18 protein-coding genes are annotated in these 21,344 nt (G+C 75.5%); 10 read left to right on the top strand and 8 right to left on the bottom strand.

The window, feature by feature from the left end; translation table 11 throughout:
• Nucleotides 1-23: 23 nt before the first annotated feature.
• The gene (locus DQ238_RS08990; protein WP_113780962.1) at nucleotides 24-2,747 is read right to left on the bottom strand and encodes a LuxR family transcriptional regulator; all 2,724 of its coding nucleotides are present in this window, start codon (nucleotides 2,745-2,747) and stop codon (nucleotides 24-26) included.
• Nucleotides 2,748-3,102: 355 nt separating this feature from the next.
• Here DQ238_RS08990 and DQ238_RS08985 point away from each other — a divergent pair, with 355 nt between their 5' ends.
• Together DQ238_RS08985 and DQ238_RS08980 are read left to right on the top strand one after the other, a co-directional pair.
• Nucleotides 3,103-3,318 carry a hypothetical protein gene (locus DQ238_RS08985; protein ID WP_113780961.1) on the top strand — a complete coding sequence of 72 codons (216 nt, stop codon included), beginning with the start codon at nucleotides 3,103-3,105 and terminating at the stop codon, nucleotides 3,316-3,318.
• Nucleotides 3,319-3,444: 126 nt separating this feature from the next.
• Complete coding sequence (locus tag DQ238_RS08980) at nucleotides 3,445-6,114, top strand: hypothetical protein (RefSeq protein ID WP_113780960.1); 2,670 nt, start codon at nucleotides 3,445-3,447, stop codon at nucleotides 6,112-6,114.
• 13 nt (nucleotides 6,115-6,127) lie between these two features.
• Here the strand turns inward: DQ238_RS08980 and DQ238_RS08975 are convergent, their stop codons facing one another.
• From DQ238_RS08975 to DQ238_RS23680, 3 genes are read right to left on the bottom strand one after another with little or no spacing between them, the layout of a single operon-like run.
• Nucleotides 6,128-6,727, bottom strand: coding sequence for a class F sortase (locus DQ238_RS08975; protein WP_113780959.1), 600 nt, complete (start codon nucleotides 6,725-6,727; stop codon nucleotides 6,128-6,130).
• A 14-nt stretch (nucleotides 6,728-6,741) separates the two neighbouring features.
• Nucleotides 6,742-7,587 carry a DUF4397 domain-containing protein gene (locus tag DQ238_RS23685; RefSeq protein WP_113780958.1) on the bottom strand — a complete coding sequence of 282 codons (846 nt, stop codon included), beginning with the start codon at nucleotides 7,585-7,587 and terminating at the stop codon, nucleotides 6,742-6,744.
• A gap of 56 nt (nucleotides 7,588-7,643) precedes the next feature.
• Nucleotides 7,644-9,554, bottom strand: coding sequence for a hypothetical protein (locus DQ238_RS23680; protein WP_113780957.1), 1,911 nt, complete (start codon nucleotides 9,552-9,554; stop codon nucleotides 7,644-7,646).
• A gap of 208 nt (nucleotides 9,555-9,762) precedes the next feature.
• On the opposite strand from DQ238_RS23680, the gene DQ238_RS08960 reads away from it, so the two are divergent.
• Nucleotides 9,763-10,959 (top strand): MFS transporter, encoded by a 1,197-nt coding sequence (locus tag DQ238_RS08960; protein WP_233495837.1) that lies wholly within the window; start codon nucleotides 9,763-9,765, stop codon nucleotides 10,957-10,959.
• Here DQ238_RS08960 and DQ238_RS08955 read toward each other — a convergent pair.
• From DQ238_RS08955 to DQ238_RS08940, 4 genes are all read right to left on the bottom strand, one after another.
• Nucleotides 10,916-11,263, bottom strand: a complete 348-nt coding sequence (locus tag DQ238_RS08955; RefSeq protein WP_113780956.1) for a hypothetical protein — start codon at nucleotides 11,261-11,263, stop codon at nucleotides 10,916-10,918. The two genes, DQ238_RS08960 and DQ238_RS08955, sit on opposite strands and share 44 nt — an antisense overlap.
• A gap of 262 nt (nucleotides 11,264-11,525) precedes the next feature.
• Nucleotides 11,526-12,323, bottom strand: coding sequence for an ABC transporter permease subunit (locus DQ238_RS08950; RefSeq protein WP_113780955.1), 798 nt, complete (start codon nucleotides 12,321-12,323; stop codon nucleotides 11,526-11,528).
• On the bottom strand, nucleotides 12,320-13,225 hold the full coding sequence (locus DQ238_RS08945; protein WP_113780954.1) for an ABC transporter ATP-binding protein: 906 nt from the start codon (nucleotides 13,223-13,225) through the stop codon (nucleotides 12,320-12,322). Before DQ238_RS08945 ends, DQ238_RS08950 begins: the two co-directional genes overlap by 4 nt.
• A 114-nt stretch (nucleotides 13,226-13,339) precedes the next feature.
• Entirely contained in the window at nucleotides 13,340-13,702 is a 363-nt protein-coding gene (locus DQ238_RS08940; RefSeq protein WP_113780953.1) for a hypothetical protein, read from the bottom strand.
• 416 nt (nucleotides 13,703-14,118) lie between these two features.
• Here DQ238_RS08940 and DQ238_RS08935 point away from each other — a divergent pair, with 416 nt between their 5' ends.
• The 7 genes from DQ238_RS08935 to DQ238_RS08900 all read left to right on the top strand — a co-directional run bounded on the left by DQ238_RS08935 (nucleotide 14,119) and on the right by DQ238_RS08900 (nucleotide 20,725).
• On the top strand, nucleotides 14,119-14,505 hold the full coding sequence (locus DQ238_RS08935; protein ID WP_113780952.1) for a DUF6394 family protein: 387 nt from the start codon (nucleotides 14,119-14,121) through the stop codon (nucleotides 14,503-14,505).
• Nucleotides 14,506-14,518: 13 nt separating this feature from the next.
• Complete coding sequence (locus tag DQ238_RS08930; RefSeq protein WP_233495836.1) at nucleotides 14,519-16,363, top strand: TrkA family potassium uptake protein; 1,845 nt, start codon at nucleotides 14,519-14,521, stop codon at nucleotides 16,361-16,363.
• 85 nt (nucleotides 16,364-16,448) lie between these two features.
• Nucleotides 16,449-16,943 (top strand): inorganic diphosphatase, encoded by a 495-nt coding sequence (locus DQ238_RS08925; protein ID WP_113780951.1) that lies wholly within the window; start codon nucleotides 16,449-16,451, stop codon nucleotides 16,941-16,943.
• 120 nt (nucleotides 16,944-17,063) lie between these two features.
• Nucleotides 17,064-18,248 carry a PP2C family protein-serine/threonine phosphatase gene (locus DQ238_RS08920; protein ID WP_233495835.1) on the top strand — a complete coding sequence of 395 codons (1,185 nt, stop codon included), beginning with the start codon at nucleotides 17,064-17,066 and terminating at the stop codon, nucleotides 18,246-18,248.
• Between the two features lie 546 nt (nucleotides 18,249-18,794).
• The gene (locus DQ238_RS22545; RefSeq protein ID WP_147263036.1) at nucleotides 18,795-19,292 is read left to right on the top strand and encodes a hypothetical protein; all 498 of its coding nucleotides are present in this window, start codon (nucleotides 18,795-18,797) and stop codon (nucleotides 19,290-19,292) included.
• A 426-nt stretch (nucleotides 19,293-19,718) separates the two neighbouring features.
• Nucleotides 19,719-20,072: a helix-turn-helix transcriptional regulator gene (locus DQ238_RS08905; protein ID WP_113780948.1), complete on the top strand. Its 354-nt coding sequence runs from the start codon at nucleotides 19,719-19,721 to the stop codon at nucleotides 20,070-20,072.
• 44 nt (nucleotides 20,073-20,116) lie between these two features.
• Entirely contained in the window at nucleotides 20,117-20,725 is a 609-nt protein-coding gene (locus DQ238_RS08900; protein WP_113780947.1) for a hypothetical protein, read from the top strand.
• Nucleotides 20,726-21,344: the final 619 nt, after the last annotated feature.

The raw sequence follows: 21,344 nt of genomic DNA, 5'->3' as shown, positions 1-21,344 counted from the left end.
CGCCCCGCCTGCGGGACGTCCGGCTACTGCTGGGTGATCAGCGCGTCCCGCAGCGCGCCGCGGCCGGAGATGCCGAGCTTGTCGTAGACCCGCCCGAGGTGGGTCTCGACCGTGCGCACCGACAGGACCAGCCGCCGGGCGATCTCCTGGTTCTTCACTCCCTGGGCGGCCAGCGTGGCGACCTCGCGTTCGCGCTCGGTGAGCTCGTAGGACACGATCCCGTCCAGCGCGGGGGTGCGGATCCCGCCGCCGGAGCGGGCGAGCGAGTTCGCGCACGCCGCCGAGGCCGAGGCCTGCCGGCGGTGGCCGGCGTCCCGGTGGGCCTCGGCGGCCTGGGCGGAGGCGTCGGCGGCCAGACCCTGCGCGCCCAGCTCGGCGAACTCGCTGGCCACCTCGTCGAGCCCCTCCCCGGAGCCGGAGGCGGCCGCTTCGGCCTGGGCGGCGAAGGCGCGCAGCAGCCGGTCGCCCAGCTCGTCGCTGAGCTCGTGCAGCCGGTCGATGATCTTCCCCGTCCGGCCGAGGCGGGCGGCCGTGTGCAGGGCCCTGGCCTCCACCGGTCGCTGCCCGAGTCGGGCGGCGAGGGAGGCCGCGGCGACGGCCTTGTTGCCGGCGTCGTCCGCGCGGTGTTCGGCGGCGGCCAGCCAGGACGCGGCGAGCAGGACCTCGGGGTCGAAGACCCGCACCGGGGAGGGCGCGCGGGCAGCTGTCAGCGCCGACTGGGCCCGGGTCGGGTCGCCGAGCAGGGCGTGTGCCTGTGCCTGCCGCGCCCGGCACAGCCGCAGCAATCCGACCGGGTCGCTGTGCACGAGCGTGGCCGCCGCCTCGGTCAGCCAGCCGACGGCCTCCACCGGCCGACCGGCCGCCAGCAGTCCGCAGCCGAGGCCGAGCGCGGCGACCCCGTCCAGCGCCGACGGGGCCCGGGCCATCGCCAGCTCGTGCAACTCGTCCATCTTGGCTTCGTGCTGCTTGAGCCGACCGGAGAGCTCGAGCGCCATGAGCTCGCCGAAGGCCAGCGCGGCGCACGCGGCGGAGGACTCGGTCGCGGTGTCGCTCGCGGCCAGCGCCGTCCACCCCGCGGTGGCACTGACCAGGGCCTCGGGGACGGAGCCGAGCAGGGCGAGCCCGGTGGTGCGGGCGACGCCGGCCCACACGAGGACCCGCGGGTCGTCGGAGCCCCCGGCGAGCCGCTCCAGCTCCAGGTCTGCGGAGCGCAGGGGGGCACCGGCCGACAGGCCCAGCACGACCCCCACCGCCCGGACGACGTCGCCGGGGTCCTCCGCGGTCAGCGCCAGGGCGTCGTCCACCCGGCCCAGGCCGTAGCAGAGGTTGAGCACCCGGGTGACCGCCAGGGCCTCCCGCGCCGGACCGGGGACGGGCAGCGCCGCGGCCTGCCCGGCCACCTGCTCGGCCTCGGGATGCCGTCCCTGCCAGCGCAGCGACTCGGCCAGGGCGGTGCACGCGGCGACGTCCGGCCCACGTGCCAGCGCCGAGCGGGCCAGCCGTTCGGCCAGGTCGTGGTCGAAGCGCCCGTTGGCCTGCGCCGCGGCACGGGTCAACACGCCGTGCCCTGGCCGAGGACCGTCGGCGTCGAGCAGCAGGGCGCTCACCCGCACCGGGTCCTCGCGCAGCCACCGCTGCACCGAGGAGGCGCTCGCCAGCCGGCGGCGGAACGCGTCGGCCGCGGCCCGGGGCAGCTCGGCTCGCAGCACCTGCGCGTGCAGCGGGTGGGCCACGATCGCGACGGGACGCGGGGACACCTGCTCCACGAGGACCAGCCCGCGTCGCTCGAGGGACGCGACGACCTCCGCCGAGGTGAGCGTGACGAGGTCGGCGAGCTCGAGCGGCACGCCGACGGCCAGCAGTTCCATCGCCTCCCGCTCGGCCGGGGAGAGCCCGCCCAGCTGCGCCCGCACCACCGACCGCAACCGCTGCGTCAGGGCCACCACGCCGTCCCAGCGCCAGAGCCCGCCGGCCTGGTCGAGGTGGCCGGTCGTGCGGGCGTCGGCCACGAGCTCACGCAGCAGGACGGCGCTGCCCCGGCTGGTGCGCCACAGGCTCTCGCAGGTCCGGCTGTCCACCAGGTCACCGAGCGCCGCCTCGAGCATCCGCTCGACGTGCTGGCGGGTCAGCGCGGCCAGGTCGATCCGGGCGGCGAGGCCGTCCTTCCACAGCGCGTCGACCGGATCCGGCGCGGGGACGGCGTCGGACACGGTCAGCACGACGCCGGCCGTCCGGGTGGAGACGAGCTTGTGCGCGAGCGCGGCGCACAGGTCGTTGAGCAGGTGGGCGTCGTCGACGACCACGACCGCGGGGCCGTCCTCCCGGTCGGCGCCCAGGGTCGACACCAGGGCCTGCCAGGCGGCGGCGAGGTCCGCGCCGGCACCGACGGTCGGTACGAGGTGGGCGAAGGTGCCGAGCGGGATCGCGGAGATCGCGCGGGTGCAGGTGATCCACTCCACGCGCCGGCCCCGGGCGGTCAGCTCGCGCTTCACCTCCTGGGCCAGTCGGGTCCTGCCGGCTCCGGGCTGACCCGACACGACCACCGACGCGGCCTCCGTGCCCCCGACGGTCGCCAGCACCGCCTCGAGCTCACCTTCGCGGTCGATGAACGGCCAGGCGCCGCAGCCCGGGACGGTGCCTCGCGCGGCCGGCTCGTCTGTCGGGGGAGTGGGGCCCGGGGTCCGCGGTCCTCGCCTCGGAGGACGCCCGGACTCCTGCGGCGGCCCTGCCGCGGATGCGCCGTGCACACCGACAGCATCGAGCCCCCACGGGGTCGGGACAAGTCCAACGGGTACGACCGGTTATCACGTGACGAACTCGTTACTTCACCGTGCGTGGTACGTGGTGCGGCGCCGCAGCTACGTGGTCCGACCCTCCCCGTCCGGGTTAAGCGCGGGTTAACTGACGTGTCGTGCAATTGGCGCTACGTGGGATTCGGCATTGTCAGTGATCGGCGCCACGTTCAGGATGAGATGGCCGACATCGACATGTGATCGGCGGGGAGCCGGCATTCGAGAAATGGGACACGGAAATGCACCGTGCCGCTTTTCGGGCGTCTCCCTGGATTTCCTCGCGCGTCCCCGAGTGTCTACAGGAGGAAACATGTTCGAGAACGAGACGGTCGAGCTGCTGCCGGCTCGGACCACCATGACGACGATGAATGGCGGCGGCGGTAACGGCGGCGGTGGTGGTGGCCGGCGGCGGAACACGGCCACCGCGATCGCCGCCATCGTCCAGTTCGCCAACACCGGGAACAACAGCGACGTCACCCAGGTGAACACCGGTGACGCCACCGCCGTTGCCGTTGCCGGCTCCTGACCGACGGGTTGATGGGTTGCTGACCTGACCCCTCAGCAGCCGTGATGTCCGGGGAGGGGCGGCCGGGTCCGGCCGCCCCTCCCGCACGTCGCCAGGCCGTCGAGCGCACGAGGAGGATCTCCCCCGATGGTCACCGCGGTCGACGGCGACGTCCTGGCGCCCTCGCTCGGGGATGACCACCGCAGATACCTGCTGGCCGCGGGAACCGAGCTGATCGGTGAGTACCAGGACTCCGGGCTCCACGAGCCCAAGTACCTCGTCCGCCGCGCCGACGACCAGGTCATGCAGCTCTCCCGCCTGCTGTACCGGGTGGCTGGCTCCCTGGACGGTCGTGCTACCGGCCAGATCGCCGCTGACCTGAGTGCTGAGCTGGGCCGAGAGCTGACCGGCGATGACGTGTCCTTCCTCGTCGAGGAGCGGCTCCGCCCGGTCGGGATCATCGCGGCCGGCGACGCGGACGCCGACGACCCCGAGGAAGCCGAACCCTCGGTCCGGTCCGACCCGTTGCTGGCGCTGCGCTACCGGGTCGGCGTCCTACCGGCCGTGGTCTCCTGGCGCGTCGCCGGCGTCTTCCGTCCGTTCTTCCTCCGGCCGGTGTGGGTCACGGCACTGGCCGGCTTCGTGGCCGTTCTCGTCGCGATCGCGGCTCGAGGCGACCTGTTGGGCCAGGCCCTGGCCGGCGTGGAGCAGCTCGTGCACGCCCCCGAGCTGCTGCTGCTCATCTACGTCCTCACGATCGCCGCGGGGACCTTCCACGAGTGCGGGCACGTCACCGCCTGCCGCTACGGTGGCGCCCGCCCAGGCGACATGGGCGTCGGCCTGTACATCGTCTGGCCGGCCTTCTACAGCACGGTCACCGACTCCTACCGGCTGAGCCGGATCGGGCGGCTGCGCACCGACCTGGGGGGCGTGTACTTCAACGCCGTCTTCATGATCGGGCTCGGGCTGCTGTACTTGTACACGGGTCAACCGTGGCTGCTGATCGCGCTGTTCGGCATGCTCGGTGAGACCCTGCGGCAGTTCATCCCCGCCATCCGGTTGGACGGCTACTACATCCTCGCCGACCTGGTGGGCGTGCCAGAACTGTTCGGCTACGTCTGGCCGGCGTTGAGCACCGTGCTGCCCGGGCGCCCGACCCACCCGAAGGTGCGCGAGCTGCGGCCCTGGGCACGCCGGGTGATCGTCGGCTGGGTGGCGTTGGTCGTCCCGACGCTGCTGGTCTACTTCATCGCCTTCCTCGTCCTCCTGCCGCACGTCCTCCCGGTGGTGTGGCGGGCCTTCCTCGGCTACCTGGGCACGCTCGACACCGCGCTGCGCACCGGCGACGTGGTGACGAGTGCGGTCGGTGTGTTCCAGCTCTTCCTGCTCGTGCTGCCCTGGGTGGGCGCCGTCCTCATGGCCGGCCTGATCGGTGGGCAGCTGCGGCAGCTGGCGGCAGTCCGCTGGGGTTGGCAGTGGGCCGCCCCGGCCGCGTGGACGACCGTCCGCCGGGTCGCGGCCCTGGGGATCGTCGGCGGGCTCGCCGGCGCGCTGGTGTGGCGGGTCGGGGCGGTGGCGGCGTCGGCGCCGCCCTCGACCGCCGAGGCCCGGATCACCGCCAGCGCCTTCGCGGTGCTGCACGGAGGGCGGGACGCCGCACCGCCCGTGGCCCCCGGGGAGCGCGCCGTGCGGGACCAGTTGGTCGGCTACGCGCGCGCGACCGGGGCGTTCGACCGGCACGAGAGCGTGCTGCTCGGCGGCCGGGAGCTGGCCGTGGTGTCGTGCGTCGTGCTGGTGGCCTGCTTCCTGCTGGTCGCGCGCGTCGTCCGCTGGCGGCTGTCCGCGGTGGCCCTGCCGCTCGCGGCGGCGACCGCGATGGGTCCTGCGGTGCTCGCGCTGGCGCGGACGAGCCCGGCCGGAGTCGCAGCGGCCTGGGCGGCGGGAGGCGCCACCCTCCTCGTGCTGGCCGGGGGCACCTCCCGTGGCCGCCATCGACGAGGGCCGTCGCGCGCGCGGCGCTGCTGCCTGGTCGGAGCGGGGGTGGGCGCGCTGCTCGTCGGGGTGTGGACGGCTCCGCTGGCGGCGGTCCCGCTGGCGCTCGGGACCGTGCTCGTCGTGGCGGTCGAGGGACGGCGTCCGCACCCCTTCCTGCTGTGGACGGCTCTGGTCGTGGCCGCGTTCGGCGCCACCCAGCTGGCCGCGCTCACCGCTCCCGCCCTGCTCGACGTCCCCACCCGGGCGCTCTCCGGTCCCGAGCGGGAGGTGGTCGCGCTGGTCGCCGGCCTGCTCGTCGTCGGCGCCCTGGCCGTACGGGGGCTGACGGAGGCGGCCGCCGCCGGGAGCTCGCTCGTGGCCCTCACCGTGCTGCCCACCCCGGGGGCCGACTCCGTCCTCCCGTTGGTGGTGGTCACGGCGGTCGTCCTCGGTGCGCTGGTGACCCACGCGGTCACGAGGGAGCCGGTGGGCTCCCGGCCACACCCGCTGGTGCGGGCCGCCCTCGCGGTGCCGGTGCTCGTCCTCGTGGTCGTCGGGGCGCTGTTCCTGCCGGCCCGGGCACCCGACCCCGCCCACCGGGAGCTGGCGGCCTGGGTCACCGACCCGGCCTCGCCGGCCCGGACCCTGACCGTTCCGGTGACCGTGTGGGCCGACCTGGTCCGCGACGGCGTTCCCACCGACCGGTTGCGCCTCGGCGAGGGGGAGGCGCAACCGGTCGGGAGGGGATGGACGGTCACCGCCGGCGTCCCGGCGCCGGGACCCGGGGCCCGGGTGGTCTTCGGCAGCGGGCCCGCCGCCCTGACGGTGCTCGGGCCGGAGTAGGCGAGCGCCGGCCTCAGCCGGTCAGGTGCGCGTAGACCACGACGTTGTCGGTGTAGCTGCGGCGTGCGCGGTCGAAGTCCCCGCCGCAGGTGATCAGCCGCAGCTGGGGGTCCGGGGTGGGGCCGTAGACCTCCGCCGTCGGGAAGGCGTCCTTCGGGTACTCCGCCACCCGGGTGACGGTGAAGCGCGCCGTCGTGCCGTCCTCCCGGGCCACCAGCACCCGGCCGCCGACGGGCACGTCGGCGAGCCGGTAGAACACCGCAGGGCCGCGGCGGGAGTCGACGTGCCCGGCCAGCACCGCGGGGCCGACCTCGCCCGGTGCCGGCCCCGCGGCGAACCACCCGGCGACGGAGAAGTCCTCGGGCGGCACCAGGGCGCCGGTGGCGTCCACCCCGAGCCGGGTGAGGGCGGTGGTCACCCCGATCGACGGGATGGACAGCTGCACCGGCGCGACCACCGGAGCGGTCCGGGCCGCCGGCAGGACGACCGGGTCGTCCCCCGGGCCGCCCGGCCGCCCGGAGAGGAGCACCGTGGCCGTGACCACGGCGGCTCCGGCCAGCAGCACGCCCAGCGCCGTCCGGACCGGGTACCGGCGCGTGCGGTGCCGGGCCATGCCGCGGCAGCGGCTCAGGACCGGGCGGTGTGACGGGGCGTCCGCCGCCGCCCCGGGACGGCGCGCAGCCCCAGGACCGCCACGGCCGCTGCCCCGAGCGCGGCCGCGAGCCACGTCGTCCGGCCCGACCCGCCGGCGGTGCCGCCAGCGCCGGTCTCGACGCCGCCGACGGGGACCGCGCCCATGCTGGCGGCGTCCAGCGTGGTCTGCACCGTCAGCCCGCTCCCGTCGTCGAGGACGAGGGCGGTGTACACCGACCCCGCGGCGAGGTCGACCGGCAGCTGCATCGGGGTGCCGCCGGCCGGGGTGACCGTGAGCGTGGTCGGCCCGCCGGGCACGTCGACGTAGTCGCTGGCGGTGGCGAAGGGCAGGCCCGAGGTGACCGGGGTGCCGTCGGCCAGGCTCGCGTCGAGCTCCGGTGCGTGGGCGGAGGCGTTGATCACGCGCACCCGGGCCTGTCCCGCCGGCGGCAGGGTGAGGTCGTCGTCGAGGACCTTCAGCCCGAGGTCGGCGAAGTAGCCCAGGCCGGCGACGGTGCGGGCGGTGCCGGGGGCGACGTCGACCGTGGCCGACAGGATCGGCGGGGAGTCCGGCGCGGCCCCCTGCGACCGCATGCTGATCGTGTACGTGCCGGGCGGCACGTCCTGGTAGTCGGACACCATGCCGTAGGCGACACCCGGGAAGGTCAGGTGCATGCTCGGGTCGGACACCGAGTCGACGTAGACGTCACCGGCCGGGGTGTCGGGGGACAGGTGCGCGAGGCGCAGCACGCCGTGGTCCCCGGGCGCTGCGCCCGCAGCCGGGGCGAGTGCGCACAGGGCGGCGCAGAGCAGGGCGACGGCGAGCGGGAGCCTTTTCACGGGCGGAGCCTCCTCGGGGTGCGGGTGGACGGGCGCCGGGCGCCCGGAGGAACGGGTCACGACGTCGCCTCGGTGACCAGCGCGTCGGGCGCCGAGACGTAGTGGTACCCGATCCGGACGCCGCCGTCGACGAGCTCGACGGTGTCCGGCGCGAGCGGTGGCCACTGGGCGCGCAGCCACGCCAGCAGCCGCTCGGTGTCCGGCGCTCCGGTCAGCAGGGGCGCGCCGGAGGGGCCGCGCAGGACGGCGGAGCGGACGAGCGTCCCGCTGCCCTCCTCCCCGGCGACCGCGGGCAGCGCGTCGAGGCGGACCTCGAACCGCGATCCGATGCCGGCCAGCACCGCGAGCAGCCGGGGGTCGACCTGGGCGGAGGCGAGCACGCCGGCCGGCTGGCTGCCCGCGACGGTCATCGGGTTGGCCGAGAGCGCCGCGGCCAGCGACCGGCGGCGGGTGAGCTCCTCGGTGGTGGGCCGGCCGGCGGAGCCGTCGGCGAGGACGAGCGGCGAGCGCCCGTCGGAGGCACCGAAGCGGGCCACCGGCGTGCTGCCGTCGGGCGGGGTGCCCTCGACGACGGTGAGCACGGGTGCCAGTGGCCCACCGGCGCCGGCCGTGCCCGGCAGCCGCACCTGGTCGGTGTCGGCGCCCGCGTGCACCAGCTCGGCCCACAGCCGGGGCGGGACGACGACCCGCGCGTCGGGGGAGAGCTGGGTGTCGACCCAGGTCAGCAGCGCGGCGTCGTCCCGCGTGCCGAGGTCGGGTGACGGGGTCCGCAGCAGGCCGGTGAGGGCGGTGGCGGCCACGGCGAGCAGCGCCAGCCCGGCCGCCGTCCACAGGACGAACCGGCTCGCCGACCGCCGGCGGCCGGCGCCCGTACCGCCGAGCAGCTGCTCCCCGAGGCCGGCCGCGAGCAGCGCGGCCGGCGGGAGGCAGACCAGCAGCATCGACGGCCGTCCGGTCAGGGCCGCGCAGGTGGCGGTCGCCATCAGCCCGACCGCGGGTGCCCGCAGCCGGCGCAGCCGCCATCCGCCGAGCCCGACCAGCCCGACGAGGCCGAGCAGCGTGCCGGTCCCGGCGAGGACCGCGGTGGTGCCCCTCCCGAGCGCGGTCGCGGCGGCGGCCTGGGGTGCCCACCGGTCGAGGGAGAGCGCACCCCAGACGAGGAGGCCGGCCAGCGCCGTCCCCAGGACCACCCGGACGCGGCCGGGGACCCGACGCAGCCCCGCGCTCCCGGCGGCCGCCGCGGCCGCCACGGAGACCACGAGGACCAGGACGTCGGGAGCCAGCAGCACCGCGAGCGCGGTGGCGAGCAGCGCCGTGACCAGCGCCGCGGGGACGGGCCGCCCGGGCGCCAGCAGGTACGCGGCAAGCAGCAGCCACGGCAGGGCCAGCAGCGCCGGGCCGCCGACGGCCGGCGCGGCCGGCAGGGCGGAGCGCCCCAGCAGGCCCGCTCCGAGCAGCAGCACGGCCGCGGCGCCGGCCGGGTTGCCCAGGCCCAGCCGCCGGGCGGTCCGCCACAGCAGGAGGCAGCCGAGCAGGACGGCGACCAGCGCCAGCTCGCGGTCGGCGGCGACCAGCGTCGCGTAGCGGTCCAGCGCGCGGGTCACCGTGTCGTAGACGGCCGCGTGCAGGGCGCCGACCCCGTCCGGGGACAGCGCAGGGACCGGCAGCCCGACGCCCGGCGTGAGGAGCAGGACGGCGTAGGCGGTCAGCGTCCCCTCGCCCGGTCGCGCCGGACCCAGCGCGACCCGGGCACCGACCAGACCGACGACGAGCAGCGCCAGCAGGGGCCAGAGGAGACCGGCGCGCACCCGCGGGGCCAGCGGCGTGCGGCCGGCACGGTGACGGGGCGGGGTCGCGCCGGACCGGCGGGGGCCGACGAGCGGGCGGGGCGGCACGCTCGCCACCTCCCGGACGGGGGTCCGCAGGGCCCGGGAGCCGCCGACCGCGGGCAGGCGCTTGTCGAGCACGGCACCACCTCCCCACGTGGCTGCCCCCGTCGGCACGGTGCAGCAGGCGACCCGGGGACGGCGTCCCGACCCCGACGCCCGAGTGTCACCCGCGCTCGCGGCGCTGTCACCCGGTCGCGTCGCCGTCCCCCCCGGCAGCGCGCCGACCGGCGGGCCGTCATGCTGGGCGGCCGGGCGCGGAGGCGGTCTGTGGTCGAGGGGAGCGGTGGTGGTCGAGGGGACGGAGCGGGCCCGGACGTCGCTGTGGCGGCTGCCGGCGATGCGGGCGCTGGTGGGCGCGACGACGCTGGGGTTCACCAGCTACTGCCTGACGCTGGCGTCGCTGCCGGCCCACGCGGCCGCGGGCGGTGCGGCGGTCGACACCGCCGGGGTGGTCACCGCGGTGTTCCTCCTCGTCACCGTCCTCGTGCAGGCGGTCGTGCCGGCGCTCACCGCGCGGTTCGGGCTGGGCCCGGTGCTCGCCGGCGGCCTGCTCGCCCTCGGGGCGCCCGCCCCGCTGTACGCCGTCGACGACGGGTTGGCCTGGCTCTCGGCGGTCTCGGCGGTGCGCGGCGCGGGGTTCGCGGTGCTGACCGTGCTCGGGGTCGTGCTCGCCGCGCAGGTCGCCCCGCCGGAGCGCCGCGGGGAGTCGATCGGGCTCTACGGGCTGGCGATCGCCGTCCCCAACCTGGTCGCCGTCCCGGCCGGGGCCGCGCTCGTGCTCGGCGGGCACGCCGGCTGGCTGGCCTGGCTGGCCGCCGCGCCGGTGCTCGCCCTGCCGTTGGTCCCCGGGCTGGCCCGGGTCACCCGGTGGGAGACCGGGGCGGGGACGTCGTCCCGCGCCGCCGTGCGGGCCGCGCTCGCCCCCTCGGCGGTGCTGCTGGTGGTCACCCTCGCCGGCGGCGGTCTGGTGACCTTCCTGCCCATCGAGCGGCCCGACGGCGCTCTGGCGACGGCGGCACTGCTCGTGTTCGGGGTGACCGGCGCGCTCAGCCGCTGGCGGGCCGGGCTGGTCGCCGACCGGATGGGCACCCGGCTGCTGCTGCCGGTGACCCTCGTCGTCGGCGCGGTCGGGCTGGCCGGCGTCGCCGGCGGGCTGCGGGTCGGCGGCGGCTGGGTGCTGGTCGGGGCGGCGGTGTTCGGGGTCGGCTTCGGCGCGGTGCAGAACCTCACCCTGCTGACCGCCCTCGCCCGCGCCGGCGGGGGCGGGGCGACCGCGGCCAGCGCCCTGTGGAACGCCGCGTTCGACACCGGTACCGCGGTCGGTGCGCTGGCGCCGGGCCCGGTCGCGGGCGGGGTGGGCCTGCCGTGGACCTACGTCCTGCTCGCCGGCGCGCTGCTGCTCACGCTGCCGCTGGCGCGGGCGGCCACCCGGCCGGCCGTCAACCGGCGAAGCGGTCGGCGATCGCCTGCTGGGAGCGGATGAGCACGATCTCCTCGGCGGCCTGCCGCAGCCACCCGCGCAGGCCCTCGGGGTCGTCGCGGTGCGCGTCGCGGAGGGCGCCCAGGTGCAGCTGCTGGGTGCTGGCCTGGGCGCGCTGCGCGGGCGGCAGCCGCCGGCCCTCGGCGCGGGCGACGGCGGTCAGGCCGGCGCCGACGAAGACCAGGTCGCGGATCTCGGGGATGCCGGCCAGCAGCCGGTCGGCGCCGGCGGGGTCGCCGTCGGTGAGCAGGCGGACGAGCTCGTCGGCGGTGCGCCGCCCGGCGGCCAGCGGATCGGTGTCGGTCACGCGATCACATTGTCGTCCTCCCGGACGACACCGCGACCACGGGCCGTCCCCGGCCGTCCCCGGCCCCTCCCGCCGGCCTCCCGCCGGCCTCCCGCCGTGATCATGGGGTTGTTGCTGGCGATGTCGGCGCGTTCCGCCGTGTCGCCGGCAACAACCCCATGATCAACTCAGGCAGGTGGGGTCGACTCAGGCGGGTGGGGTCACGTGTCAGGCAGGCGGGGTCAACTCAGGTAGGCGGGGGGTCACGCGTCGGGCAGGTGGGTCACGCGTCGCGGCGGGTGAAGGTCACCGCCGCGACCGCGAGAACGGCGGCGACCTCGGCGGCGAAGACGGCGAAGCCGACCCAGGGGCCGAGCAGCAGCGGGTTGAACGACTCCGGCGTCGCGATGCGGGACCCGGCGTTGCCCGGCATCAGCTTCGTCGTCCACTCGCCCCACGCGCCGGGCAGCACCATCACCAGGTTGCCGACGACGAACACCAGCCCGAGCACGATCGACAGCGCCGCGGCGGTGTGCCGGACCAGCAGCCCGACGGCGGCGGCGAACAGGCCCAGCCCGGCCATGTACAGGCCGCTGCCGAACAGGGCCCGCAGCACGCCGTCGTCGGTCAGGGCCAGGCCGACGCCGGCCCGGTCGAGGAACCAGTTGCCGCCGAGCCAGCCGGCCAGCGCGGTCAGCGTGCCGGCGACGAACAGCGTCGAGGCGAGGACCACGGCCTTGGCGGCGAGCACCGCACCGCGCCGCGGGGTGGCGGTCAGCGTCGCCCGGACCATCCCGGTGCCGTACTCGCCGGTGACCACGAGCGCCCCGAGGACGACGGCGGTGACCTGGGCGAACACGATCCCCCAGGTGACGAAGGCGCCGACCGGCTCGCCCAGGTCCTCGCGGGCGAGGGCGTCGGCGGAGAGGGCGCACACCAGGGTGGTCAGGCCCGCACCGAGGACGAGCATCGCCCCGAGCGACCACGGGGTCGAACGGACCGTCCAGAACTTGATCCACTCGGCCCGCAGGGTGGCGCCGAAGCCGGGCCGGGTCCGGGCGGGGGTGGCGACGGCGGTCATCGGGAGGCTCCCGCGTACTCGACGCTGTCGGCGGTCAGGGTCATGAAGGCGTCCTCGAGCGAGGAGCGCACCAGGGTCAGCTCGTGCAGCAGCAGGCCGGAGCGGCCGACCAGCTCGCCGACGGCGGCGGCGTCGCGGCCCTGCACGCGCAGCTCGCCGTCGTGCACGGCGACGTCCAGCCCCGCCCGGCGCAACAGGGTGGCCACCTGGTCGGGCTGCGGGCTGCGCACCCGCACGTGGGAGGCGGCGTGCGCGGCGGTGAACTCGGCGGTCGAGCAGTCGGCCAGCACCCGGCCGCGGCCGATCACCACCAGGTGGTCGGCGGTCAGCGCCATCTCGCTCATCAGGTGGCTGGAGACGAACACGGTGCGGCCCTCGGCGGCCAGCTGCCGGGCGAGGGTGCGCACCCAGCGGATGCCCTCGGGGTCCAGGCCGTTGACCGGCTCGTCGAGGACGACGACCGGCGGGTCGCCCAGCAGGGCCGCGGCGATGCCCAGCCGCTGGCCCATGCCCAGGGAGAACCGGCCCGCCCGCTGGCCGGCGACCGCGGTGAGGCCGACCAGCTCGAGCACCTCGTCGACCCGGCCGGCCGGGATGGCGTTGCTGGCCGCCAGCCAGCGCAGGTGGTCGCGCGCGGAGCGGCCCGGGTGCACCGAGCGGGCCTCCAGCAGCGCGCCGACCTCCCGCAGCGGCGCGGGGGAGTCGGCGTAGCGGCGGCCGCCCACGGTGACGCTGCCGGAGGTGGGCCGGTCCAGGCCCAGGACCATCCGCATCGTCGTGGACTTGCCCGCGCCGTTGGGTCCGAGGAAGCCGGTCACCCGGCCCGGCTGCACGGTGAAGCTGATGCCGTCGACGGCGGTCCGGTCGCCGTAGGTCTTGGTGAGCCGGTCCGCGGTGATCACGCGATCACCCGGGCCGGCGAGGTCGAGGAGGTCATGACGCCGAGGCTCTCGGCCGGCGGCCGCCGGGGACATCCGGGAGCGCCCGGAACCGACCCTGAACGGACCCCGAGGAGCTCAGGCCGTGCCCTCGTGCAGGCGCAGCCGGTCCAACTCGGCCCCGCTGAGGACAGCGGTGTCGCGCGGGTCGTGGCCGAACCGGACGGTGACCGCGCCCAGCCGCGCCTCGACGAGCGAGGTGGGCCGCTCCGCCGTCCCCTCCGACGGTCGGTACCACCAGCGCTCGGCCAGCAGCGGCAGGCCGAGGCGGCGCAGGAACTCCGCCGCCTCCTCCCGGCCGGGGAAGACCCGCAGCACGGAGCCGAAGAGCGCACGGGCGACCCACACGTCGGCGTCGTCGCGCCGTTGCGCGCTGACGTAGCCCACGAGTTCGCCGTCCTCCTCGCGGTGGACCGGCTCCAGCCGCCCGGTGCGGGTCATGGCTCGACGGTAGGGAGGCCCTCAACCGGTTTCTTGCGGGTTCCTTGCGGCTCCCTGGCGGGCCGGCTGTGGATCGGCCGGCAGAGTCGTCCCCGTCGCCGGCACACCGCCGGCGACCTGCACCACGGACAGCCGGCGTCTCCATCGCACGGGGGGACGGAGCCGCCGGCCGGTCCGAACCGGCGACGCCGTGGGGGACGGCGTCGCCGGGGCGGGCGACCGGGAGCACCGAGGGGGACGGTGCGACCGGCCGAGGGGGATCGGCGGGGCCGGTCGCGGGGTCACCGCGGCCGGCCCCGCCGCACCGTCGCCGGGCCGGCGGCAGCGTGGCCGGTAGCGCGGGGCGGCGCCCGAGGGGATGCTCTGGTCCCGCTCCGGGATCCGGGAGCGCGCGGAGCCGACGTCGGGAGGGCCGGGTGAACCTGGAGAAGGTCGTCTTCGGCTTCTTCGTCCTGCTCGCCGCCACCCTGAACTTCGGCTTCTTCATCGGCGACATCAGCGATCCGGCCCTGCACAACCACTACGAGCTGTTCGCCGCCGTCGTCGTCAGCTTCATCGCGACCGTGCTGAAGTTCGGCGACCGCACCCAGCTCGGGGCGGTGCACCTGTCCACGAGCCTGGTCGCCGACCTCCAGCTCATCGGCGCCTCGCTGTTGTACGGCTACGCCGAGTACGTCTCCTCCGCGGGGATGACCCCGGCGTGGACGGCGAGCGTCGTGTCGCTGTCCGGTGGTGCGCTGCTGGCCAACCTCGTCTCCGTCGTCCTGCTCGTCGTGGAGACGGTCTCGTTCCACCGCGGGTGATCGGAGGCAGGTCGTGACCATCCCCCTGCTCACCATGTGGCGCAGCCTCCTGGGGCGGGAGGACGACGAGCGGCGGGTGCGCCGGGCCACGCTGCGCGCCGCCGCCGCGTCGGCGGCCCAGGCCTCGGCGACGATCTTCCTGGTGCTGCGGCGGATGCGGACCCCGCTGATCGTGCTGATCGTCATCTTCGCCGTCACCGTGCTGGGGCTGACCCTGATCCCCGGCCAGGACACCGAGGGCCGGCCCTGGCGGATGGGCTTCTTCGACGCGTTCTACGTCATGAGCTACACGGCCTCGACGATCGGCTTCGGCGAGATCCCGTACCCGTTCACCTACAACCAGCGGATGTGGGTGACGATCTCGATCTACCTGACCGTGATCGGCTGGGCCTACGCCATCGGGTCGCTGCTGGCCCTGCTGCAGGACCGGGCGTTCCGCTCCGCGCTGGCGCTGCAGCACTTCTCCCGCAAGGTCGCCCGGCTGCGGGAGCCGTTCGTGCTCGTGGCCGGGCACGGGCGGGCGGGGGAGCTGCTCGGGCAGGCGCTGGATGCGCTGGGCCGCCGGTTCGTCGTCCTCGACCTCGACGGCGAGCGGATCGACGCCCTGGAGCTCGGCTCCTACCACGCCGACGTCCCCGGGCTGGCCGCCGACGCCCGCGACCCCGGTCACCTGGCCGTCGCCGGCCTGGACCACCCGTGCTGCGAGGCGGTGGTGGCGCTCACCGACGACGAGGAGGCCAACCTCGGCGTCGTCATGGCCGCCGCGCTGCTGCGCCCCGACCTGCCGGTCATCGCCCGCGCCACCTCGCGCGCCATGGCCGAGCGGATGCGGGCCTTCGGGTCGCCGGACGTGGTCGACCCCTTCGACCGCTTCGGCGACCACCTGCGCCTGGCCCTGCGGGCGCCGGCCTCCTACCAGCTGCTGACCTGGCTGGAGGCCGGGCCGGGGGCCGACCTCCCGCCCCGCGGCACGCCGCCCCACAGCGGCCGCTGGGTGGTCTGCGGCTACGGCCGGCTGGGCCGCGAGCTGACCCGCGACCTGCGCGCCGAGGGGATCCGGGTCACCGTCGTCGACACCGCTCCGCAGGACGCCGAGGCCGACGGCCTGCTGGTCCTGGACGGCTCCCACCCCGGCGCCCTCGCCGAGGCCGGCCTCGAGGACGCGACCGGCTTCGTCGCCGGCACCGACAACGACACCGCGAACCTGTCGCTGGTGGCTGCGGCGCGCCGGGCCAACCCGTCGCTGTTCGTCGCCGCCCGGCAGAACCGGCCGGCCAACGCGCCGCTGTTCGCGGCGATGGAGGCCGACGCGCTGCTGGTGCCGACCGAGGTGATCGCGCACGAGGTGTACGCGCAGCTGTCGACGCCGCTGCTGTGGCGGTTCCTGCGCGAGATGCCCGCTCGCGGCGACGCGTGGGCCGCCGCGCTGGTGGACCGGCTCACCGGGCTGTGCGGCCCGCAGCTGCAGGCGCTGTGGAAGGTCCGGCTGACCGCCACCGAGGCGCCGGCGCTCACCGGCTGGCTGGCGCCGGGCACGACCCGCCTCGGCGACCTGCTGCGCAACCCCGAGGACCGCGACGAACACCTGCACGCGATCGTGCTGCTGATCCTGCGGGGCGGCGAGGCCCTGCTCGCGCCGGACGGCGACGTCGTCCTCCGCCCCGACGACGAGCTGCTGCTCGCCGGCTGGTCCGCGGCTCGCCGCGCGCTGGGGACGACGCTGGTGGTGGACGCCGTCCGCGAGTACGTGCTCACCGGCCGGCGGATCCCGTCGAGCTGGATCTGGCGCAAGCTCACCCGCGCCCCCGTGTCGTCCGGGGAGCCGGCGCCGCGGCCGACCGCGCCGACGCCGTCCTGAGGAACACGCCGCTCGACGACCACCGTCTCACCGCGGTGCGGCCGGGCACGGGGTCCCGGCGTCCGGGAGTGGGTAGGGGCGCGGTGTGAGCGAGTCCGACCGGTTGGACGTGGTCGTCGAGACGCCGCGGGGCAGCCGCAACAAGTACGAGTTCGACGACGAGCGCGGCGTCGTGCGGCTCGACCGGCGCATCCTCGGTGCCGTCGCCTTCCCCGCCGATTACGGGTTCGTGCCGGAGACGCAAGGGGAGGACGGCGAGCCCCTCGACGCGCTGGTCCTGCTCGACGAGCCGACCTTCCCGGGCGTCTGGGTCGCCTCCCGAGTGATCGGGGTGGCCTGGATCGGGACGTCCACCGGGCGCGAGGCCAAGCTGCTCTGCGTCCCGCTCGGCGAACCCGCCTACGAGGACGTCACCGACCTCGCCGAACTCCCCGGCCACGTCGCCCGGGAGATCGGCCACTTCTTCGCCGTCTACAAGCAGCTCGACGACGGCACCACGACGACCGACGAGGGGCAGGACGGGCGGGAGGTGGCGGTCCGCGTGCTCGCCGAGGCCCGCGCCCGACACGGTCGGTCCTGAGGTCGCGGATCCCGACCGGCACGACGGAGGTCGCAGCTCGCAGCGCCGAGGTGCCCGGCCCGGGGGACGGCGGTCTAACCTGCCGTGTCCGTCGTCCGTGACCTGCAGGAGCCCTCGTCCGTGGACACGCCGCTGCACTCGTTGCTGCACGCCTCGCACCTGCTCACCGCTGATCGCCTCGCCGCCGTCGTCGCCGACTTCGCCCGACAGATGGGCGCCTCGGAGCTGGTCGTCTACCTGGCCGACTACGAGCAGGCCACGCTGCTGCCGTTGACCGGGGAGGGGGTCCCGGCCCGCCAGGAGCTGCCGATCGAGGGCACCATGGCCGGCCGTGCCTTCCGGCGGGTGGAGGTGGTGCCCAGCACCGGGGGCCCGCGCGGTCACCGGCTGTGGCTCCCACTGCTCGACGGGGTGGAGCGGCTCGGGGTGGTCGAGGCCGTCCTCCCCGGCCCGCCGGGAGCAGAGCTCGAGCGGGACCTGCAGGCGCTGGTGTCGCTCACCGCCGAGCTGGTCGTGGTCGAGAGCGCCTACAGCGACGTCTTCGCCCGCCTGCGCCGGCGCAAGACCCTCTCGCTGGCCGCGGAGATCCAGTGGGACCTGTTGCCGCCGCTGACCTTCGGCACGGAGCGGGTGGTCATCACCGGCGGCCTGGAACCGGCCTACGACATCGGTGGGGACACCTTCGACTACGCGGTCAACGGCAGCGCGGCCGACCTGATGGTGCTCGACTCCGTCGGCCACGGGCTCCCGGCCGCGGTGCTGGCCAGCGTCGCGGTGGGCGCCTACCGCCACGCCCGGCGCAACGTGCTCGACCTGCCGGAGATCGCCCGCGCGGTCAACGACGCCATCGCCGACCAGTTCCCCGGCAGCCGGTTCGCCACCGCCGTGATCGCCCGGCTCGACATCGACACCGGCCGGCTGCGGTGGATCAACGCGGGACATCCCGTGCCGCTCATCCTGCGCGGCTCGGCACTCGTGCGACCGCCGTCCTGCCCGCCCAGCCGCCCGCTGGGCCTGCAGGAGGGCAAGCCGGCCTGCTGCGAGACCCGCCTGGAGCCGGGCGACCGGCTGCTGCTCTACACCGACGGCATCACCGAGGCCCGCTCACCGCAGGGCGAGTTCTTCGGCGAGCAGCGCCTGGCCGACTTCGTCTCCGCCGCCACCGCGGCCGGCGACCCGGCTCCGGAGACGGTCCGGCGTCTCATGCGCCGCGTGGTCACCCACCAGGCCGACCAGCTCCAGGACGACGCCAGCATCGTCGTCCTCGAGTGGCTCACCGGCGAGGAGCACCAGCTGGTGCTGTGAGCGCGTCCCGGCGGGGTCGACGGGGACGCGCGGTGCCCCGACGAGGGCGACGGGGGTGCACCATCCCGACGACCGCACCGCCGCCGCAGGAGGAGTGCCGACGTGGGCGAGACCCCGACCGTTCCTCCGGTGGTGTGGGAGCCGACCCCGGCGGACGTCACGTCCAGCCGGGTCGGCGGCCCAGGCGGGCGCAGACTCGCCGGACTCGCTCGTCGTCCCCGAGCGCGCGCGTCTGCCGGGCTGCTCTTCGATCATGTCTTCCGCCGAGCGGCAGCCCGAGGTCCTGGACCTGGTGGTCGGCGCTGACGGCTCCGGCGTCGTCGACGCCGCGCAACTCGCTCGCTTGGGCGTCGAGCCCGGCACCCAGCTGAGCGTCGTGCCCGTCGGACCGGCCCGGGCCGCCGAGCGCCGTCGCTCTGTGCGGGGAGCCCTGGTCGGCTCGGGGCCTGCGCCGAGTACAGAAGACTTCGAGGCCGCCAGCGACGCCGCGGCCCGGGACTCGGCCGATCGCTACCGTGAGGGCGGCGCTTGGGGCCCAGCGACCCGGTGAGGGTCGTCGCGGATACTCACGCGCTGGTCTGGTACCTGCTCGACGACCCGGACCGCCGACTCTCCTCGGCTGCGCTCGCCGCGCTGGAGGAGGCGGAATCGACCGACGGCATCGCCGTCTCCGTCGCCTCGGTCGTCGACCTCTGGTACGTGATCCGCACGCGGGGGACGTTCACCGACGACCAGCTGGATCAGGTCCTCGGGCTGCTTCGCGATCCGGATTCCCCGCTCGAGGCCGAGCCGGTCACCCTGGACATCGCGGCGGCGTTCCGGCAGATCCCCGGGACGCGCTCGGCGATCCGTGGGACCGCTTCATCGCTGCCACGGCTGTGGCCCTCTGCACAGCGCCGCCGAGGAGCTGCTGGACACCGCCGACGAGCTCACCCGACTGGCCGCCCGGCGGACCGACGCTTGCCCCGTGCCGTGGGGCGTCTGCCCCGAGCACGGCGCGACGCTGCGGTCCACCGCGGGGCGCTGCTGGTGCACCGCCTCTGATTGCCTCCGCCGCTGGTTTCACGACCGACTCGGTGAGCCGTGTGCCGAACCGGTCACCCACCGCGTCATCGACGCCGACGGCGACCGGATCGACTTCTGCGACGGTCACGCCACCGACGCCCGCGCACGCATTCTCGGCGCCACGGTGATCCCGCTGTGCTGACCGACGTCTACCCGGAGCTCGGTGTGGCCGGATCCGGACAACGAGGTTGTGGTCGTGCTCAGTTGTGCGGTGGTCATGGGGGAACGCCGAGGGAGTGTGCGTGGGGAGGCAGGTCAGCCCGCTCACCACGTGGAGGCGGACCTCGGACCACCCTGTGAGACCTCGGGTGCCGGCCCTGCGGCGTGCGCTCGTTCAGGAGTCGTGCGGGGTCGCCTCGCCAAGACCGACACGGCCCTTCGTACCTGATAAGGTATCGTTGGGTCGTGGCAGTCAGGGGACCGAAGCGGACTCGGGATGCGCAGGCGTTCGCCGGGAACGTCCTCAAGCTCGCCCGGATCAAGACCGGCGTGAGCCAGGCCGAGCTGGCCCGCCGGGCCGGCGTGCCCGCGTCCACGATCTCGAAGATCGAGAACGGTCAGCGGCAGCCCAGCTTCCCGATGCTGGACCGGCTGCTCGCCGCCGTCGACCTGGAGCTGCGCACCCGGCTGGAGCCCTACGACGACCACGACGACGTCCTCGACGCCCGCCACGCCGCCGCCAGTCCCGAGCAGCGCGCTCGCATCGACGCCCAGCACGACGCCACGGTGGAGGCGTTCACCCATGCCCGGCCCGCCTAGCCTGGCCGACCGGGGCCCCCGGGCAGTCCTTCGACGCCGAGCCGGTGCTGGCCGTGCTCGAGCGGCACGACGTGGAGTTCGTCGTCGTCGGCGGCTACGCCGCCCGGCTGCACGGGGCGGCCCGACCCACCAGCGACGTCGACGTCACGCCGCGCACCACCCGAGACAACCTCGACCGGCTGGCGTCCGCGCTGCGCGAGTTGGGCGCGCGCATCCGCTCGGTCGCCAACCCGGACGGCTTCCGCTTCGACGTCTCCGGCGAGTCGCTGGCTGGTGTCCGGATGCTCAATCTGCAGACCGACCACGGTGACCTGGATCTGGCCATCCGGCCGGCGGCCTTCGAAAACGGCTACGACGACCTGATCGACCGGTCGACGATGCACACCGTCGGCCGGTTGCAGGTGCGGATCGCTGCACTCGATGACGTCATCAAGTCCAAGGAGACCGCCGCGCGCCTCAAGGACCTCCAAGCTCTTCCCGAGCTCTACCGGCTCGCCGGCAACCCGGCTCCGGGCAGCTTTCCGGCGCCGGCCCAGAAGGCCGCCGCCACGCCGAAGAGCAAGCCGACCGCCGCCGAGCGCATCGCCGCAGCCCGCGCCCAAGTGCAGCGCCGCCAGGACATTGACGGCGAACCGGGTGTCGAGCACGACTGATGGGCGCCTTCGACTTCGACGTCATCGCCCGCCGACGCGCACCAGGCAGCCGCCGAGTTCGCTACGCGTGCCCGACGGGCAGGGGCGGACGAGGAGACCATCGGCCTCCCGTTCAGCGCCCGTTGCCGTGCGCTCCTGACGCCGGTCGCGAGTCGGCCGGTGTGACAAGACCCGAAGATCTCGCCCCAGTCTGCAGGTCGGCATCAGCCGCAGCGTGTCCCGGTTGAGGCACCTGCGCGGGACCGGTCACCGGGCGGGTCCTACGGGACGGCGTCCGGGGGATACGTACCCCGTCCGGCGATGTTCCCGATTGAGGTTTGGCTTGTGGGTCGGGGCCGGCTGCCGGCGTGTGGGTCGCTCAGGCTCCGCTGTTGTAGATGGAGACAAGCAGCTCATCGCCCCGCCGGCCCAAGCATCCATACAGTTGGCCGCGGAAGGCCGGCAATCGGTCGGCCGCCTCCGCGGCCAGGCTCTTCTCAACCCCGCCGCCCAGCAGGGTCGAGGCAAAGTCCGGAATGAGCGGCTTGACCTGCCCAGACCAACGATGATCATGCCGCGGTGATGCTGGCGTGGGCGCTGCCGGCGCGCCAGCCGGCCCGGCGTTGGGCGCTGGCGAGGT

It is taken from the genome of Geodermatophilus sp. TF02-6, from assembly GCF_003319115.1.
In the GTDB taxonomy this organism is placed as follows: Bacteria; Actinomycetota; Actinomycetes; order Mycobacteriales; family Geodermatophilaceae; genus Geodermatophilus.
Note: the sequence above shows the minus strand (reverse complement) of the source record. Positions and strands in the feature narration are given on the sequence as shown.